The 16,902-nt window shown below is 74.2% G+C and carries 12 protein-coding genes and 5 tRNA genes; 7 read left to right on the plus strand and 10 right to left on the minus strand.

Annotated features, from left to right (window positions below):
• Nucleotides 1-73 precede the first annotated feature (73 nt).
• A complete protein-coding gene (locus ACZ5CW_RS11885; RefSeq protein ID WP_165289388.1) occupies nucleotides 74-226 on the minus strand; it encodes a hypothetical protein in 153 nt (50 codons plus the stop codon).
• Nucleotides 227-380: 154 nt separating this feature from the next.
• Nucleotides 381-824: a hypothetical protein gene (locus tag ACZ5CW_RS11890; RefSeq protein ID WP_468600170.1), complete on the minus strand. Its 444-nt coding sequence runs from the start codon at nucleotides 822-824 to the stop codon at nucleotides 381-383.
• Nucleotides 825-1,092: 268 nt separating this feature from the next.
• Between ACZ5CW_RS11890 and ACZ5CW_RS11895 the strand changes: the two genes are divergently transcribed.
• Nucleotides 1,093-1,617 carry a DsbA family protein gene (locus ACZ5CW_RS11895; RefSeq protein WP_468600171.1) on the plus strand — a complete coding sequence of 175 codons (525 nt, stop codon included), beginning with the start codon at nucleotides 1,093-1,095 and terminating at the stop codon, nucleotides 1,615-1,617.
• 94 nt (nucleotides 1,618-1,711) lie between these two features.
• Here ACZ5CW_RS11895 and ACZ5CW_RS11900 read toward each other — a convergent pair whose 3' ends face one another.
• The 3 genes from ACZ5CW_RS11900 to ACZ5CW_RS11910 form a co-directional block, all read right to left on the minus strand.
• Nucleotides 1,712-2,536: a GNAT family N-acetyltransferase gene (locus tag ACZ5CW_RS11900; RefSeq protein WP_468600172.1), complete on the minus strand. Its 825-nt coding sequence runs from the start codon at nucleotides 2,534-2,536 to the stop codon at nucleotides 1,712-1,714.
• A 112-nt stretch (nucleotides 2,537-2,648) separates the two neighbouring features.
• Nucleotides 2,649-3,470, minus strand: a complete 822-nt coding sequence (locus tag ACZ5CW_RS11905; RefSeq protein WP_468600173.1) for an aminotransferase class IV — start codon at nucleotides 3,468-3,470, stop codon at nucleotides 2,649-2,651.
• Nucleotides 3,467-4,522 (minus strand): chorismate-binding protein, encoded by a 1,056-nt coding sequence (locus tag ACZ5CW_RS11910; protein ID WP_468600174.1) that lies wholly within the window; start codon nucleotides 4,520-4,522, stop codon nucleotides 3,467-3,469. The genes ACZ5CW_RS11905 and ACZ5CW_RS11910 overlap by 4 nt, the downstream gene beginning before the upstream one ends.
• Before the next feature lie 178 nt (nucleotides 4,523-4,700).
• Here ACZ5CW_RS11910 and ACZ5CW_RS11915 point away from each other — a divergent pair.
• The 5 genes from ACZ5CW_RS11915 to ACZ5CW_RS11935 all read left to right on the plus strand — a co-directional run bounded on the left by ACZ5CW_RS11915 (nucleotide 4,701) and on the right by ACZ5CW_RS11935 (nucleotide 5,178).
• Nucleotides 4,701-4,773: transfer RNA gene (locus ACZ5CW_RS11915), tRNA-Gly, on the plus strand.
• A gap of 38 nt (nucleotides 4,774-4,811) precedes the next feature.
• A tRNA-Cys gene (locus ACZ5CW_RS11920) sits at nucleotides 4,812-4,885 on the plus strand.
• A 1-nt stretch (nucleotide 4,886) separates the two neighbouring features.
• Nucleotides 4,887-4,958, plus strand: a tRNA-Val gene (locus tag ACZ5CW_RS11925).
• A gap of 47 nt (nucleotides 4,959-5,005) precedes the next feature.
• Nucleotides 5,006-5,077: transfer RNA gene (locus tag ACZ5CW_RS11930), tRNA-Val, on the plus strand.
• Nucleotides 5,078-5,106: 29 nt separating this feature from the next.
• Nucleotides 5,107-5,178 (plus strand) — tRNA-Val (locus tag ACZ5CW_RS11935).
• A gap of 59 nt (nucleotides 5,179-5,237) precedes the next feature.
• Here ACZ5CW_RS11935 and ACZ5CW_RS11940 read toward each other — a convergent pair.
• The gene (locus ACZ5CW_RS11940; protein ID WP_468600175.1) at nucleotides 5,238-5,531 is read right to left on the minus strand and encodes a TFIIB-type zinc ribbon-containing protein; all 294 of its coding nucleotides are present in this window, start codon (nucleotides 5,529-5,531) and stop codon (nucleotides 5,238-5,240) included.
• Nucleotides 5,532-5,611: 80 nt separating this feature from the next.
• Nucleotides 5,612-6,646: a phosphotransferase gene (locus ACZ5CW_RS11945; protein WP_468600176.1), complete on the minus strand. Its 1,035-nt coding sequence runs from the start codon at nucleotides 6,644-6,646 to the stop codon at nucleotides 5,612-5,614.
• Nucleotides 6,647-8,528: 1,882 nt separating this feature from the next.
• On the opposite strand from ACZ5CW_RS11945, the gene ACZ5CW_RS11950 reads away from it, so the two are divergent.
• Nucleotides 8,529-9,971, plus strand: coding sequence for a serine/threonine-protein kinase (locus ACZ5CW_RS11950; RefSeq protein ID WP_468600177.1), 1,443 nt, complete (start codon nucleotides 8,529-8,531; stop codon nucleotides 9,969-9,971).
• 43 nt (nucleotides 9,972-10,014) lie between these two features.
• Here ACZ5CW_RS11950 and ACZ5CW_RS11955 read toward each other — a convergent pair whose 3' ends face one another.
• The 3 genes from ACZ5CW_RS11955 to cobT form a co-directional block, all read right to left on the minus strand.
• The gene (locus ACZ5CW_RS11955; RefSeq protein ID WP_468600178.1) at nucleotides 10,015-10,833 is read right to left on the minus strand and encodes a TrmH family RNA methyltransferase; all 819 of its coding nucleotides are present in this window, start codon (nucleotides 10,831-10,833) and stop codon (nucleotides 10,015-10,017) included.
• A gap of 73 nt (nucleotides 10,834-10,906) precedes the next feature.
• A complete protein-coding gene (cobA, locus tag ACZ5CW_RS11960; RefSeq protein ID WP_468600179.1) occupies nucleotides 10,907-12,139 on the minus strand; it encodes a uroporphyrinogen-III C-methyltransferase in 1,233 nt (410 codons plus the stop codon).
• A gap of 141 nt (nucleotides 12,140-12,280) precedes the next feature.
• Nucleotides 12,281-16,753 carry a nicotinate-nucleotide--dimethylbenzimidazole phosphoribosyltransferase gene (cobT, locus tag ACZ5CW_RS11965; protein WP_468600180.1) on the minus strand — a complete coding sequence of 1,491 codons (4,473 nt, stop codon included), beginning with the start codon at nucleotides 16,751-16,753 and terminating at the stop codon, nucleotides 12,281-12,283.
• Nucleotides 16,754-16,902 lie beyond the last annotated feature (149 nt).

A 16,902-nucleotide genomic window follows, 5' to 3' on the forward strand; every position in this document is an offset into this window, starting at 1 on the left:
CTGGCCGCTCACCGCTCCCGTGCCTGCGGCGACGTCGGCCCCGGCGGGTGGCGCCGGGACGGACGCGTACGGCTCACAGCAACAGCAGATCGTGCAGCGCAGCCATGAGGAGCAGACACCCGATCACCGCAAGGAAGATCATCAGCGGTGGCTGGGAAAGGGCGAAGAGGCACCCGCGCGGCTCGTCCTTCGGCGGCGCGGCCTCGCTCTGTCTCGTGTCCAGCATCTCGCGGCCGATGATGGACCAGGCGACCGACAAGGCGCGATCAACCACAAGGATCTTGCGGGAGTTCGCCGATTACCGTGATCTCTCGTTCGGCTGGTGAACGATTCCGGACGTCCCGGGACTCACTGTGTCGTTTCAGTGAGTGATGTGACTGTCATATGCCGTGCTTCTTGAGGATGGCCTCGATGTCGCTGAAGTCGTCGGCGGAGTCGGCGGCCCGGGGTGCCGCCGCCGGTCGTGCCGCGGGCCGGGATCCCTGACCCAGGGAAGGTGCCGAGGCCGCCGGCGCCACCGCCTGGCGCCCCGCTCCCTTGGCCGCCTTGCGCTCGGACCCGGCGCCGCCGCGTCGGCGCTCCACGGCCCGGGTGGCGGCGAACAGCAGCCAGGCCGCGCCCAGCACCCCGAACCCCGCCCAGGCGGTGGGGCTGAACGCGGTGTCGGCGAGCCAGCCGACGACACCGGTCATCACCAGGCCGACCGGCACGAGGGAGTAGGCCGCGATACGGGCCGCCTGCAGGAAACGCCTGCGGTAGGCCGTGACCACCGCGATGCCCAGGCCCGCAGCGGACACGGCGGAACAGACGGTCTCGGCAATCATCCGGTCCTCCTGGGCGGGCTCGGTCGGCTGGCGGGGACGAGGGAGGACGCACCGGCGTGGGCGAGGTGCGCTTCGTCCCTTCCATCCTGCACCGCCCGGTCCGCGTGATGCCATGCTCCCGGCGGACATCAGGGACATCTCCGGGTCTCCTCGTCCTGGAGTGCCGGTGCGCCGGGAGCCACCGGTGCCCCCGGGGAAGCCGCCCTGGCCTGCGGCGCCGCGGCCTCCCGATTGGGTCGCCCGGGCCCGGCCTGGAAGACTGGGGCGCATGAGCGACTCCTCCCCCGCACGCACCGATGCCCTCGTCCTCGACGTCTGGTGCGAACTGCAGTGCCCCGACTGCCGCACCGCCCTGGACGACGTCCGCGCCCTGCGCGCCCGCTACGGCGACCGGCTGGAACTGCGCCTGCGGCACTTCCCGCTGGAGAAGCACAAGCACGCCTTCGCCGCCGCCCAGGCCGCCGAGGAAGCGCTGGAGCAGGGCAAGGGCTGGCCGTACGTGGAGGCCGTGCTGGAGCGGGTGGCGGAGCTGGACCGTGCGGGGGAACCCTTCCTGGTCGACGTGGCCCGTGAACTCGGTCTGGACGCGGAGGAGTTCGACACCGCGCTGATCGACGGCCGGCACATCCTGATCGTCGACGCCGACCAGGCCGAGGGCAAGGCCATCGGCGTGACCGGCACCCCGACGTACGTCATCGGCGGTGAGCGCCTCGACGGCGGCAAGAGCCAGGAAGGGCTGCGCGAGCGGATCGAGGAGATCGCCGACCGGCTGCTGGCCGAACAGGAGGCCTGAGCCGGCGGCGCGTCCCGGAGCGGGGGCCGGACGTCCCGGAGCGCGGAGCCGGGACTCGGAACGGATGTCCTGGAGCAGGCCCGGAGCGGGTGTCCTAGAGCAGGGGCTTGGCGAGGGAGTGGGTCGTCGTCTCGTAGCCGAGTGACGCGTACAGCCGCTCCGCCGGGGCGTTGCCCGCGAACACGTTGAGGCCGAGGACCGGCAGTCCGGCCTCGATCGCCTGGCGTTCCGCCAGCAGCATGAGCGTACGGCCGTGTCCGCGGCCGCGCTGGGCCGTGTCGGTCTCGACGTCGAACACGTAGGCCTTGGCGGCCTCCAGGGCCACCCACAAGGTGCCCACGCGGGCCCCCTCGTGCTCCAGGACGCTGAAGACCATGCCGTCGGTGGCGAGCCCGCGCGGCAGCAGTCGCTCGTGGTCCTCGTGCGCCTTGGCGCGGGCCGCGGCTTCGGGGACGCCCCGCTCGATCCACTGCCGCGCGTACCGCTCGCCCTCCTGCGCGTGCCAGGCGGCGAACTCGGCCTCGGTCATGGGCCGCGCGTGGCTGCCCGGCGGCAGCTCGGGCGGGGTGGCGCCGAGGGGCTTCTCCATGCCGCGGTTGCGCAGGGTGTAGCCGAGGGCGCCGAACAGCCGCAGGGCGCCGTCCGCCGCGGCGGGCACGAGTGTCTCGATCTGCCTGCAGCCCCAGCCGCGCGCCACCTCCTCGGCGGCGAGCGCGGCCACCGTGCCCCGGCCGCGCCGCCGGTCGGGCTCGTCGATCCGCAGCTCGAGGACGCGGGCCACGGAATCGCCGAGGGTCGGCGAGGTGCCGAGGCGGATCTCGCCGACGGGACGGCTGTTCACGCACACCTGATAGCGGCGGGAGCGGGTCCCGTCGGGGTGGTGCCGGAGCGGCTCGGTCGGCCGCAGGGTCGTGGTCATCACAGGTGTTCTACCCACAGCGGCCCGCCCCGTCAGCCCGTTTTTCGGGCTCAGGACAGCGCGTTGGCCGGCTCACGGCAGCCCGTTCGCCGGTGCCGCCCCCTTCGTCGGCTCAGGGGTCGAGGTCCCGCCCCGCGTGCTCGTCGAAGATCCGCATCGCCTTGGCGGTCACGGGGCCCGGCGTGCCGGCCAGTTCCCGGTCGTCGACCCGGTGCACCGCCTGCACATCCCGGAGGGTGGAGGTCAGGAAGACCTCGTCGGCCCGCTGCAGGACGTCCAGCGGAAGGTCCGTCTCCTTGGCGCCCGTCCACTCGACGGCCAGGGCGCGGGTGATGCCGGGGAGGCAGCCGGAGGCGATCGGCGGGGTGTGGATCTCACCGCCCAGGACGACGAAGACGTTCGAACCGGTGCCCTCGCAGAGCTGTCCGACCGTGTTGCCGAACAGCGCCTCGGAGGCGCCGTGTTGATGGGCGCGGGCCAGGGCGACGACGTTCTCGGCGTACGAGGTGGTCTTCAGGCCGGTGAGAGCGCCGCGCTCGTTCCGGGTCCAGGGGACGGTGATCACCGCGGTGGAGTCCGGGCGGCGGGCGGTCTCGCCGAGGGCGACGAACAGGGTGGTGCCGTGCTCGCCGCGGTCGGAGCCGAGCGGGCCGTGGCCGCCGGTGTAGGTGATCCGCAGCCGGCCGAGCGGCATCGGATTGGCCTCCAGCACGGCCGCGCAGGCGCGGTGCACCTCGTCGTGGTCGGGGTCGGGCAGCCCGAGGCCGCGGGCCGAGCGGGTCAGCCGGTCGAGATGGCGGGTGAGCGCGAAGGGCCTGCCGTCGACCGCCTTCACCGTCTCGAAGATGCCGTCGCCGACCGTCAGCCCGTGGTCGAAGACGGAGACGTGGGCGGAATCCAGGTCCCGCAGCCCACCGTCCAGCCAGATCCTCATGCGAACGCCTTTCCGCTCTCCTCGTACGCTCCCGACGCTACCGCGAGCAGCCGGGACGCCTTCAGCTCGGTCTCCCGCCACTCGCCCTCGGGGTCGGACCCCCAGGTGATGCCGGCGCCGGTGCCGAAGCGCAGGACGCCGTCGGCGCGGTCGATCCAGAAGGTGCGGATGCCCACCGCCAGCTCGCCGGTGCCCCGGTCGGCGTCCACCCAGCCGATGCCGCCGCAGTACGGCCCGCGCGGGGCCGTCTCCAGGGCCTCGATGATCCTCATGGCGCTCGACTTCGGCGCGCCGGTCACCGAGCCGGGCGGGAAGGCGGCGGCGAGCAGTTCGGGCCACCCGGCCCCGGCCCGCAGCTCGCCCCGGACCGTCGACACCAGGTGGACCAGGCCGGGGTGCTTCTCCACGGCACACAGGTCGGGGACCGTCACGCTGCCGGTCGCGCAGACGCGCCCGATGTCGTTGCGGACGAGGTCCACGATCATCACGTTCTCGGCGTAGTCCTTCTCCAGGAGGTCCGCCTCGGTGCGCCCGGTCCCCTTGATGGGCCCCGACTCCACGATCCGCCCGTCCCGGCGCAGGAACAGTTCGGGCGAGGCGGTGGCGATCTCCACGCCGTGCTCCGGCAGGCGAATCGTTCCTCCGTACGGCGCGGGGTTCCCGCGGGCCAGCAGCGCGGTGAGGGCGTCCACGTCGGCCTCGGGGGCGACGGGCGCACTGAGCACCCGGCAGAGGTTGGCCTGGTAGACCTCGCCGGCCGCGATGTGCTCGCGGATCCGGCGGACGGCCGCCGTGTACGCGTCACGGTCCAGGGAGGAGGTCCACTCCCCCACCGCCGGGCCCCGCCAGCCGCCCGGGACCGGGGCGGGCACCGGCTCCTCCCGTACGTCGGCGAAACGGGCGCAGGTCAGCCGGCCCTCGAAGTCCGCGCAGACGGCCCAGAAGCCGGTGGAGTCCAGGGCGGCCGGATCGCCGGTGACGTCGAGGAGGCCGGTGGCGACGCGGTCGCCGAAGCGGGCCAGAGGAGGGGGTACGGATGGGTGGTGGAGCACGTGGTCGAGTCTAGGGCGGGTGTCCCGGAGGTGGCCCGGGGATGTCCCGGTGGGGCCCCTGACCACCGGGTCCGCCGGACGCAGCGCAGCACGCTGCGCAAACGCGTTTTTGTACTGGCCCGGGAATCCGCTAGAGTTCAACACGTCGCCGGGACGCGGAAGCGGACCGAAACGACAAGCGGACGTAGCTCAGTTGGTAGAGCGCAACCTTGCCAAGGTTGAGGTCGCGAGTTCGAGCCTCGTCGTCCGCTCGAAGGAAGAAGGGGTCATCCCGATCCCCTACACTCCTGGTGGAGTGGCCGAGAGGCGAGGCAACGGCCTGCAAAGCCGTCTACACGGGTTCAAATCCCGTCTCCACCTCCAAGGACGATTAGCTCAGCGGGAGAGCGCTTCCCTGACACGGAAGAGGTCACTGGTTCAATCCCAGTATCGTCCACTGGATCTTCTTCGAAGGTCCGAGGGTCTTCTCGAAGATCCCTACCCGCGCGATTAGCTCAGCGGGAGAGCGCTTCCCTGACACGGAAGAGGTCACTGGTTCAATCCCAGTATCGCGCACAGACTGTGACTCTCGGGTCACAGCCCGCGGACGATTAGCTCAGCGGGAGAGCGCTTCCCTGACACGGAAGAGGTCACTGGTTCAATCCCAGTATCGTCCACACGACAAGAAGTCCCCGGCCGTCTCGTACGGCCGGGGGCTTCTTCGTGGACTCGGCGGTCAGCTGGAGAACAGCATGTGGCCGAAGCTCTTGTGCCGGTGGTGACCGCCGTAGTGGCCTCCCTGGTGGCCGCCGCCGTGCGGGGCGCCCCAGGCCGGCGCGGCCGGAGCCGGGTACGCCTGCGGGGCGGCCGGGGGCGGCGGGGCCGGCTGGGACCATTGGGACTCCAGACGGGTCAGCGCCTCCAGCTCGCCGTAGTCGAGGAAGATGCCGCGACAGCCGCTGCACTGCTCGATCTGGACGCCGTTGCGGTTGTAGGTGTGCATCGGCGCATGGCACTTCGGACACTGCATGGTCGGCTCAACTCCTCGCCGGTCGGTACTGCTTCGTGTTTCCCCAGGACAGACTCCGTCCGGCCCCGGGCGGTTGCAGCCTAGTCGGGGAATCCGGACGTCAACTGAGGGGGGAGGGGCGTCATTCGGGCACAGGCGTCGACGAGGGCCTGCTCCACCTCGTCCAGCGGGCGGTCCGCGGCGAGCGCCTTGGTGATCGCCAGGGCGGCCGTCTGCACGGTGAGGGCGCGGGCGGGCACGTCCAGCGCGGGCCAGGGATCGCCGTCCGGGGGTACGGCCGGGCCGGCGGCCCGCTGGTAGGCGGTCAGGAAGCGGGTCCACTCGTCGGGCGGGAGGAGGCCGCAGGCGTACCAGGCGGCGGGGCGGGCGAGATCCCAGGCCGGGACGCCGACCCCGAGGTCGTCCACGTCGATCAGCCGCCAGGAGCCGCGCGGCGCCGGGTGCCGGACGAGCTGGCCGAGATGCAGATCACCGTGGCAGAGGGCCGCCGGCCCGGGCATCGGCGCCTCCGCCCTGGCCCAGCCGGGAAGCGCGGCCCAGGCCCGGAGTACGGGGCGGGCGGCCGCGTGGGGCGTATTGCCCAGGGCGGCGCGCAGTCGCCCGACGGCACGGGCGGCTTTGGCGGGGCCGCGCATGGGTGGCAGGGGGGCGTGCGGGGGCGTCCCGTGGGCCGACGCGGCACCGTGGCCGGGGATGACGCCGGGGAGAGCGGCGGTGCCGTGGCGCGGGGGCGCGGCGGGGAGAGGGGGTGCGTTGTGGAGTCGGGCCAGGAGGGTGGCGACGGCTTCCCAGGGGGCCGCGTCCGGGTCGTCCGGGTCGACGGGGGTGCCGTACGGCCAGAAGGTCACCAGGCGGTCGTGGAGCGGGGTGGGGGTGGGGACGAGCGGGGCCAGGAGGATGTCGGGGAGACGTGCGGCCGTGGCCAGGCGGAGGCTCAGCTCGGCGGGATCGGTGCCGGGGTCGTGCGCCTTCGCGACGGTGCCGGCGTGACGGACGACGGTGGCGTCGGGCCGGTCCGCGAGCGGGGCGGGGGTGCCGCACGCGCAGGTGGCTCCGCCGGCCTCTGGATGGGCGGCGGCTCTGACCTGTGCGGTGAGTGCGGGCAGGAGGTTCACGGAGGCCTCGGGGGGGTCGGGGACGCGGGCTGAGCGTACGCGGGTGGGCCACGGGTCGCGGGGGGCGGGTGCCGGCTGCGCGTGATGCCCGGCGCCGGGGCCGGACGGGGGTGGAACCGCTCGCCCGTGGCCGCACGGAGTCTTCGGGTGGACATGGACGGAGGTGGCCCCGGCCGCGACGGCCTCGGCCACTCCCGCGCCGTCGGCTCCCGAGCGGGGCCCGTTGAGTCCGGCGCCGGTGGGGTGCCGCCTTTGCGCGGAACGGCACCCCCCGCGATGTGGATACGCCGCTGCCCGGAGCCACGTCGCCGAGGCCGGCAGCGGCCTGCCCACCCGGCCGCGGGGCGCGACCACCGCTGCCGAGCGAGCACCGCCCCAGCGACGGCGACGGGCAGCCGTGCCGGCGGCCCGGCCGGCACGGCTGCCCGCGGCCAGGCGAGACGGCTGCCGCGAGACGCGACACCGCTGCCAGGTGGGCACGCACCGCCCCGACAGCACGACCGCCCACAGCAGGCGAACTCGGCTACCGCTGCCAGAGACGACCGGCACTGACCATCGGGCACCGCCGCCGCGGCACGACCACCCCCGGCCAGGCGACCACAGCCGCCGCAGCCAGATCAGCACGACCGCCCGCAGCCAGTCGAACTCGGCCGCGGCCAGAGACGACCAGCACTGACCATCGGGCACCACCCCCGCGGCACGACCGCCCGCAACCAGGCCAGCACGACCACCCGCAGCCAGGCGACCACAGCCGCCGCAGCCAGACACGACCACCACTGCCAGGTGACCACCGCTCCAACAGCACGACCGCCCGCAGCCAGGCGCATTCGGCTGCCTCAGCCAGAGGCGACCAGCGCTGACGATCGGGCAGCACCCCGCGGCACGAGGGTCCCCGGTTGGGTGAGGGGCGTGGGCGCTGTCGGGCGGGGTTCGGTTCCGCGGGGTTGCCGCCCGCTGCGCGGCCGGCCGTACAACGGCTCAATGCCGGCGCAGCTCCCCAGCTGCGCCGGCATTTGTGCCGTCCGCCGCACCCCCGTCCCCACGGGGTTTCATGGATGGATGTCCCCGCCCGGACCGCTCTTCCGGGCCTGGGGTCGCCGCTCAGCGCCCCAGCATCGCACCCACGGACGACGCCTGTGTGGCCACCGTCTCCCAGCCGTCGAAGACGAGCAGGAGCAGGGCCGCCAGGGGAAGGGCCATGATCGTCGCCACCAGGGGGTGGCGACGGCCCGTCCGGCGGGGGGCAAACGCTGTGCGTCGCGGTGCCGTGTGGGCCATGGTCCCTCTCCTGACCGTCTCTGTTGTGGTTCGGCAGCGGCGGGTGTCTGACCTCGGGGGACGAGTGCTGCACCCGCCGCTTGACCTCAAATCTAGGCGCGGGGCGGACGGCGGGCGTCATGCCCTCGTACCGATTGCCGGGCCTCCCGAAGGATGAGCCATGACCTGCGGTCTACTCCCCTGGGTGGAGACGTGGTCCTAGGTCTCGGGGTGTTCCCGGAGGGGGTGCCCGCTGTGTCCCGTCATTTCGGAAGCGTCCACCGGGCCATGGGGAGTGACTTCGATCACTCCCGCCGGGGGTGGGAGGGGTGCCGAGCGCCGTGGGTGATCCACTCCTCGCCCGACCCCGATCGCCGTTCGCGGCGTCGGCGCGGTGGACGTGGCCCTCGACCTGCACAGACCCTCCGCGAGGCCAACCACCCTTTACCGTCGTCCGGTTGAGGAGGGCAGCGGCTCAAAGGCGGCGCCCCGCACGGGATCCTGACCGTGTTTCACCTCCTGCGCCCGGCCCGCACAATCCATCCGCCCGAGAGGGCGCGGCCTCTGCGCGCAGGCGGCCGTGGAAACGTAAGCTGTGCCACGTCACAGGGACCGGGCAGCGGGGATGAACATGGCGATGATGCGCCTGAGGCGCGAGGACCCGCGCGTCATCGGCTCGTTCAGGCTTCACCGACGGCTCGGCGCGGGCGGGATGGGCGTGGTCTATCTCGGCTCCGACAAGAAAGGCCAGCGGGTCGCGCTCAAGGTGATCCGGCCCGACCTCGCGGAGGACCAGGAGTTCCGGTCCCGGTTCGCGCGCGAGGTCTCGGCGGCCCGGCGCATCCGGGGCGGGTGCACGGCCCGGCTGGTCGCCGCGGACCTGGAGGCCGAGCGGCCCTGGTTCGCCACCCAGTACGTCCCCGGGCCGTCCCTGCACGACAAGGTCGCCGACGAGGGACCGCTCGGCGCGGCGGACACCGCGGCGGTCGGCGCGGCCCTGTCCGAAGGGCTGGTCGCCGTGCACGAGGCCGGTGTCGTCCACCGGGACCTGAAGCCGTCCAACATCCTGCTGTCCCCCAAGGGCCCGCGGATCATCGACTTCGGTATCGCCTGGGCCACCGGCGCCTCCACGCTCACCCATGTGGGCACCGCGGTCGGCTCCCCCGGCTTCCTCGCCCCGGAGCAGGTGCGCGGCGCGGCGGTCACCCCGGCGACGGACGTCTTCTCGCTGGGCGCGACGCTGGCGTACGCCTCGACCGGCGACTCGCCCTTCGGACACGGCAGTTCCGAGGTGATGCTGTACCGGGTGGTGCACGAGGAGCCGCATCTGCTCGGCGTGCCCGACGCGCTCGCCCCGCTGGTCCGGGCCTGCCTGGCCAAGTCCCCCGACGACCGGCCCAGCACGCTGCAGCTGTCGCTGCGGCTCAAGGAGATCGCCGCCCGCGAGGCGCAGGGCCTGCCCGACGTGCGGCCGCCCGCGCCGCGCGCCGCAGAGGCGGACCGGCCCACCGGGCGGCTCGTCGACACCTATCCCGAGCAGCAGCGCACCCAGCGGCGCACCTCCCCCGGCACGCCGGTGCCGCGCGGTGGCACCCCCTCCCGTGGCGGTACGCCGTCCCGAGGCGGGGTGCCCTCACGGGGCGGCAGCGGCGGGGGCGTCGCCTCCCGGCCGGGTACGGCACGCCCGACCCCGGTGCCGCGGGGCGGTGCCCAGCGTTCCGCCGGCGGGGGCCGGCCCGGTCCGCGCGGGTCCGGGCGGCCGGGGCAGCGGACGACGGGAACCGGGCGGCGGCCGGCCAATCCGCGGCTGCTGCGGCAGCGGCTGTTCGTGTTCGTGGTGGTGACGCTGCTCGTGGCGCTCGGCATCGCGGTGGCGCAGGGCTGCCAGGGTCCGGCGCGCGGGCTCGGCGGTGACGGCGGGGGCCGGCGGCACGCGCAGCCGGGCTTCACACCGCCGGACAGCGGCCGGCCGATGTCCGACCGACGGATGCCCCACTTGCCGATGTCCCACCTGTCGATGTCCGACCGGCAGGTGTCCGGCCTTCCGATGTCCGACCCGCAGGTGTAGACGCTCGGCCGGGATTCAAGGGAGTGAGCGCCGAGCGGGCGGATCAGGCCCCGGGACGGCCGGTGGCCACCGCGTAGAAGGCCACCGCTGCCGCCGCGCCCACGTTGAGCGAGTCGACGCCGTGGGACATGGGGATGCGGACCCATTCGTCGGCGGCGACCAGGGCCTGGGTGGACAGTCCGTCGCCCTCGGCACCGAGCATGAGCGCCAGCCGGTCCATCTTCTGCGGCGCGGCCTCGTCCAGGGAGCGGGCCTTCTCGTCCGGGGTGAGCGCGAGGAGGGTGAAGCCGGCCTCGCGGACCGACTCCAGCCCCTTCGGCCAGGTCTCGAGTCGCGCGTACGGCACCGAGAACACCGCCCCCATGGAGACCTTGACGCTGCGCCGGTACAAGGGGTCGGCGCAGTCCGGCGACAGCAGGACCGCGTCCATGCCGAGGGCCGCGGCCGAGCGGAAGATCGCGCCGATGTTGGTGTGGTCGTTGACCGACTCCATGACCACGACCCGGCGCGCGGAACGGAGCAGATCGGCGGCCGTCGGCAGCGGCTTGCGCTGCATGGAGGCGAGGGCGCCGCGGTGGACGTGGTAGCCGGTGACCCGCTCGGCGAGTTCCGGGCTGACGGCGTACACCGGGGCCGGCAGCTCGTCGATGACGTCACGCATGACGTCGATCCACTTGGCCGAGAGCAGCATGGAGCGCATCTCGTAGCCCGCTTCCTTGGCCCTGCGGATGACCTTCTCGCCCTCGGCGATGAACAGGCCCTCGGCCGGCTCGCGCTTGCGGCGCAGCTCGACGTCGGTCAGGCCCGTGTAGTCGGAGAGGCGGGGGTCGTCGGGGTCCTCGACGGTGATGAGATCGGCCACAGGGTGATACTGCCTTGTCCTGGGTGTGCTGCCAACGGCTGGGAACGGGTGGGTTACCCCGGGTTACGCGTGATCAAGCCACCGGCTCCGGGCCGACGTTCACGACCTCGCCGACGACGATGACCGCCGGGGGCTTCACGTCCTCGGCGCGTACGGTCTCGGCGACCGTGGCGAGGGTGGCGTCCACCCGGCGCTGCGCGGCCGTGGTGCCCTCCTGGACCAGGGCAACCGGGGTCTCGGGAGACCTCCCGTGCGCGACGAGCGTCTCGGCGATCTTCCCGATCTTGTCGACGCCCATCAGGATCACGAGCGTACCGGTGAGTTTCGCCAGCGACGGCCAGTCGACCAGGGAGCGCTCGTCGTCGGGGGCGACATGGCCGCTGACCACGGTGAACTCATGGGCGACACCCCGGTGCGTGACCGGGATACCCGCCGCGCCCGGCACGGAGATCGAACTGGAGATGCCGGGGACCACCGTGCACGCGATCCCGGCTTCGGCGAGCGCCTGGACCTCCTCCATGCCGCGGCCGAAGACGAAGGGGTCCCCGCCCTTGAGCCGGACCACCGACTTGCCCTGCTTGGCGTGCTCGATCAGCGCGTTGTTGATGGCCTCCTGGGCCATGTAACGGCCGTACGGGATCTTCGCCGCGTCGATGACCTCGACGTGCGGCGGGAGTTCGGCGAGCAGGTCACGGGGGCCGAGCCGGTCGGCGATGACGACGTCCGCCTCGGCGAGCAGCCGACGGCCGCGGACGGTGATCAGGTCCGGATCGCCGGGCCCGCCGCCGACCAGGGCGACGCCGGCGGTACGGGTGCGGTGGTGCGGGGCGACGAGGGTGCCGTCGCGCAGGCCCTCGACGACCGCGTCCCGGATGGCGGCGGTGTGACGGGGGTCGCGGCCGCGCGCGTCCGTGGTGAGCACGGCGACGGTGACGCCCTCGCTGTGGCCGGTCGCCGGCGTCCAGGCGGTCGCCCGGTCGGCGTCGTCGGAGCGCACGCACCAGACGCGGTGCCGCTCGGCCTCGGCGGAGGCCTGCGCGTTGGCCTCGGCGTCGCTGGTGGCGATGAGCGCGTACCAGGCCTCGGCGAGATCGCCTTCGGCGTACGGCCGCCGCTGCCAGGTGATCTCACCGGCGTCCGCCATCGCCTCGACGGACGGGGTGGCTTCCGGCGACACGAGGACGATGTCCGCGCCTGCCGCGATCAGTGCCGGCAGGCGGCGCTGGGCCACCTGACCGCCGCCGAGGACGACCACGCGACGGCCGGAGAGGCGGAGGCCTACGGGGTAGGCGGGGTGTTCGGCCATGAGGGACGGCTCCTCGTGCAGCTGTGCGGTGGGCGCGCTGCACCTTCGGAGCGGCCCTGACGTGCGGATTTTATGCGGTGAGCAGGGCGGGTGGCACGGGTGGTCCGGCGGCTGGACACCGGACCGCCCCTTTCCTCACGCCTACTTCTCGGTGACACCCGCCGAATCGAACGTGGCCACCTCGTGCATCGCCCTCGCCGTGCTCTGCACCAACGGCAGCGCGAGCAGCGCGCCCGTGCCCTCGCCGAGGCGGAGGTCGAGGTCGACCAGGGGGCGCAGACCCAGCTTGTTGAGGGCGGCCACGTGGCCGGGCTCGGCGCTGCGGTGACCCGCGATGCAGGCCGCGAGGACCTCGGGGGCGATCGCGCGGGCGACCAGGGCCGCGGCACCGGCGCTCACGCCGTCCAGGATCACCGGCGTGCGCAGCGAGGCGCCGCCGAGGAGCAGTCCGACCATGGCCGCGTGCTCGAAGCCACCGATCGCGGCGAGGACGCCGATGGGGTCGGCCGGGTCCGGCTGGTGGAGTTCCAGGGCCCGGCGGACGACCTCGGTCTTGCGGGCCAGCGTCTCGTCGTTGATGCCCGTGCCGCGGCCGGTCACCTCGGCCGGGTCGGCGCCGGTGAAGACGGAGATCAGGGCGGCGGACGCGGTGGTGTTGGCGATGCCCATCTCACCGGTGAGCAGCGCCTTGTTGCCGGCCGCCACCAGGTCGCGGGCGGTCTCGATGCCCACCTCGATGGCCGCCTTGGCCTCCTCGCGGGTCATCGCGGCGCCGGTGGTCATGTCGGACGTGCCACCGCGGATCTTGCGGGGCAGCAGACCGGGCGTGGCCGGCAGGTCGGCGACGACACCGACGTCCACGACGCACACCTCGGCGCCGACCTGGTTGGCGAAGGCGTTGCAGACCGCGCCTCCGCCGAGGAAGTTGGCCACCATCTGGGCGGTGACCTCCTGCGGCCACGGGGTGACGCCCTGGGCGTGCACTCCGTGGTCGCCCGCGAAGATCGCGACGGCGGCGGGCTCGGGGATCGGCGGCGGGCACTGCCGGGACAGCCCGGACAGCTGCGCGGAGATGATCTCCAGCATGCCCAGCGCGCCGGCCGGCTTGGTCATGCGCTTCTGGCGCTCCCATGCCTCGCCGAGCGCCTTGGCGTCGAGCGGGCGGATCTGTGCGACGGTCTCGGCAAGCAGGTCGTGGGGGTCCTCTCCGGGCAGGGCGCGGCGGCCGTACGTCTCCTCGTGCACCACCCAGGACAGGGGGCGCCGCTTGGACCAGCCGGCCTGCATCAGCTCGGGCTCGTCCGGGAACTCGTCGACGTACCCGACGCACAGGTACGCGACGACCTCCAGGTGCTCGGGCAGGCCGAGCGTGCGGACCATCTCCCGCTCGTCGAAGAAGCTGACCCAGCCGACGCCGAGGCCTTCGGCGCGGGCGGCGAGCCAGAGGTTCTCCACCGCGAGCGCCGAGGAGTAGGGCGCCATCTGCGGCTGGGTGTGACGGCCGAGGGTGTGACGGCCGCCGCGGGTGGGGTCGGCGGTGACGACGATGTTGACCGGGGTGTCGAGGATGGCCTCGATCTTCAGTTCCTTGAACTGCTTCGCCCGGCCCTTGGGCAGCGACTTGGCGTACGCCTCGCGCTGGCGCATCGCCAGTTCGTGCATGGTGCGCCGGGTCTCGGCGGACCGGATGACGACGAAGTCCCAGGGCTGCGAGTGGCCCACGGAGGGCGCCGTGTGGGCCGCCTCCAGGACACGCAGCAGCACCTCGTGCGGGATCGGGTCGCTGCGGAAGCCGTTGCGGATGTCGCGGCGCTCGCGCATGACCTTCAGAACGGCCTCGCGTTCGGCGTCGGCGTAGCCGGGCGCGGCCGGGCCGGTGGACTGCTGTGCTTCTGCCACTGCGGCCGTGCTCTCCTCCTGGTCGGCGGCCCTGGTCTGCAGGTCCTCCGCGTGCTGTACGACGTCGGGGGTATCCCCCGCGTCCGGCGCGGCCGGTACCGCGGCCGGCTCGCCCTCGCGCGGCGCGGGCACGGTGGCCACCGGCTCGGGCTGCTCCGGGGAACCGGAGTCCTGCGCGCCCTGGGGACCCTGCGGGGCCGGTGCGCCGTCCGTGGGCAGGACGAGGGGATGCGGCGGGGTCGGCGCGAGATGGGGGGTGGTCGGCACCTGGCCGTCCACCGGCACGAACTGCCCGAGCGGCTGCTCCGGGTGCGCCTCCGGCGGGACGCCGGCGGACAACGCCTCGGCGGCACCGCCGGAGTCCGGCTGCCCGGCCGGCACCGCCTCCGGGTGCGCGGCCGCGGCCTCGGTGCCGGCCGGCACCGGGGCCGGCTCGGCGGGCTGGGCCTGCGGGCCCGCGGGTACGCCCGGACCGGCGGCCGGGGCGACCTGGTGGGGGCCGTCCTGGGCCGGGGGCTCGGGCCGGGTCTGGGCCTGCGGTTCCGGGTGGACCGACGGCTGGGGCTGCGGCGCGCCGGGCACGGACTCGGCGGCGGGCGGGGCGGGTTCGGCCGGCTGCGGGCTCTGAGCCTGCTGGAGCTGCGGCTCGGGTGTGCCGTTGCCCTCGGGGGCGGCCGGGTCCCGTACGGCGGCCGGGTCCTGTACTGCGGCCGGGTCCTGTACTGCGGCCGGGTCCTGTACTGCGTCCTGGGCCACGGGGGCCTCGGTTTCCGCCGGAGCCGGCACGGCGTCCGCGGTGACGGACTCGGGTGCCTCTGCCGGTTCGGGCGCCTCCGCGAACGTTGGCGCCACCGCGGACGAGGGTTCCTCTGCCGCCTCGGGCGCCTGCACGGCTTGGGCGGCGGGCGCGGCCTGAGCGGCGGCGGGCTGGGCTTCGGCAGCGGGCTGGGCTTCGGCGGCGGGAGCGGCCTGAGCATCCGCGGTGACAGCCTGCGCGTCGGCGGGCTGCGCCTCGGTCACGGGCGCCACCTGAGCAGCGACGGACGGGACCTCCACGCCGGGCACCGTCCGAGCGTCGGCAGGCACGGCGTGGGTCTCGTCGGGCTGCGCCTCTGCGCCGGGCGCCGCCTGAGCATCGGCCGGCACGGCCTCAGTCCCGACCGGCTGCGCATCCGCCGCGGCGGGCTGAGCCGCTTCCGCGGCCGTGGGCTGGGCCCCCGTGACGCCCGACTCGGCTTCCGCGGACTCGGCCTGCGGGGTGCCGGGCTGAGCCTGCGCCACCTCTGCGGTGTGCGGGTCGGGCTGCGGCTGGGCGGCGGCCTCGGGAGCGGCCGGGTACAGAACGGCGGTCTCGGCCACCACCTGGGCGGGTGCGACGTCCGCGCCCTCCTGGGCGGGAACGGTGACGTCGGTCTCCGTCGCGTCCTGGCCCGGAGCGGCCTCCTCGGCGACCGCAGGAACCTGCGTCGTGTCGGTGCTGTCGGTGTTCTCCCCGCCCGCGCCCTCCTGCACGCTCGCGCCCTGCTCCGGCTCCTCGCCGGGACGGGCCTCGTCCGGAGTCACCTCGTACTGCTGAGCGATAGTCACCTCGGACTGCTGAGCGATGTCCGTGACCGGTCCGCCGTCCGGCGTTCCGTCCGCCGGGACATCGCCCGGCGGCTGCCGGTCCACCGCATCCTGGACGGGACCCTGCCCGACCGTGTCCGCCTCCTGGCCGGAAACGGGCGCCGGGTCGACGCCGAGGCCCTCCGCGGCCGCCACGGCACCCTCGACCGGTTGCCCGGCCTCAGCCTCCGCCGGAGCCGGAACCTCGGCCATCGGCGTGCCCTCAGGTGCCGGGCCACCCGCCGCGACCAGGTCGCCCTGCCCGGCAGCCGTGTCCCCGGCCGCCTGCTGAGCCCCCTCGGTTCCCTGCGCCACCGGAGTCGTGTAGACCCCGTCGTGGCCGTGCGCCGGCTGTACGCCGTCGTGGCCGTGCACCACCTGGGCCGGTGCCGGCGCGCCCGCCTGGGTCGCCAGGCGGGCGAGGGTGGCCTGGGCGGCACCGGACGGGTCGACGGGCTCGGCGAAGGCGTCCACCACCGGACCGGCGGCCGGGGCAACCGTTTCGGCAGCCGGTGCCGGAGCGCCGACCTGCGCCACGGCGCCCGGTGCGGTACCGGCGTCGGCCGGTGCCACGCCCCAGGGGGCCGCGCTCTGCGGGGCCATGTCACGCAGGGGCTGCGCGTCGAGGTACTCGGGGCCGGTGGCCGGCAGACCGGGCTGCCGTACCGGCGCTCCGGCGGGGCCGCGGTCGGCGAGGGAGCGGACCGGGCTCGCGGAGGCGTCGGGGATCGGCGGGCCGAGGTGCAGCGGGCGGCGCTGCGGCTGCGGGGCGGCCGCCGGGTCGTGCGGGGCCGACAGGATGGGCGACGGCGGCACGGACGCCGGGCCCGGGTCGGGCAGCCGGACGCCGCTGAGGTCGACCGAGCCGCTGTCCCGGCCGGACGTCTCGTGCGGGCCCGGCTCGTGGACGGCCTCGACGACCGGTTCCGGGGCGGGGGGCGGCACTTCGTTGCCCCACGCGCCCTGCGCACCCGGCAGCAGCAGGTCTTCGTCCTCGGCGGGCGCCTCGGAGAGGTAGGTGTACGCACCGTGCGCGGAGACGCCCGGCTGCTCCACCATGCCTGCGCTCTCCGGCTGCCCCTCGCCCGGGATCTGGCCGGTGTCCGTCATGCGTACCCCTCGCCCATCGGTTAGTGCTTCTACGACCAGCTCACCCGGAACGGCGCACCGACCGCCCCGTAGTGAAGAACGAGCGTCCGTGCCCAGCGGCACGAACGACCCGCCCAAAAAAGGCGACAAAGCCATTCAGTGGCATTGTC

This window comes from Streptomyces sp. NPDC031379, assembly GCF_055569615.1.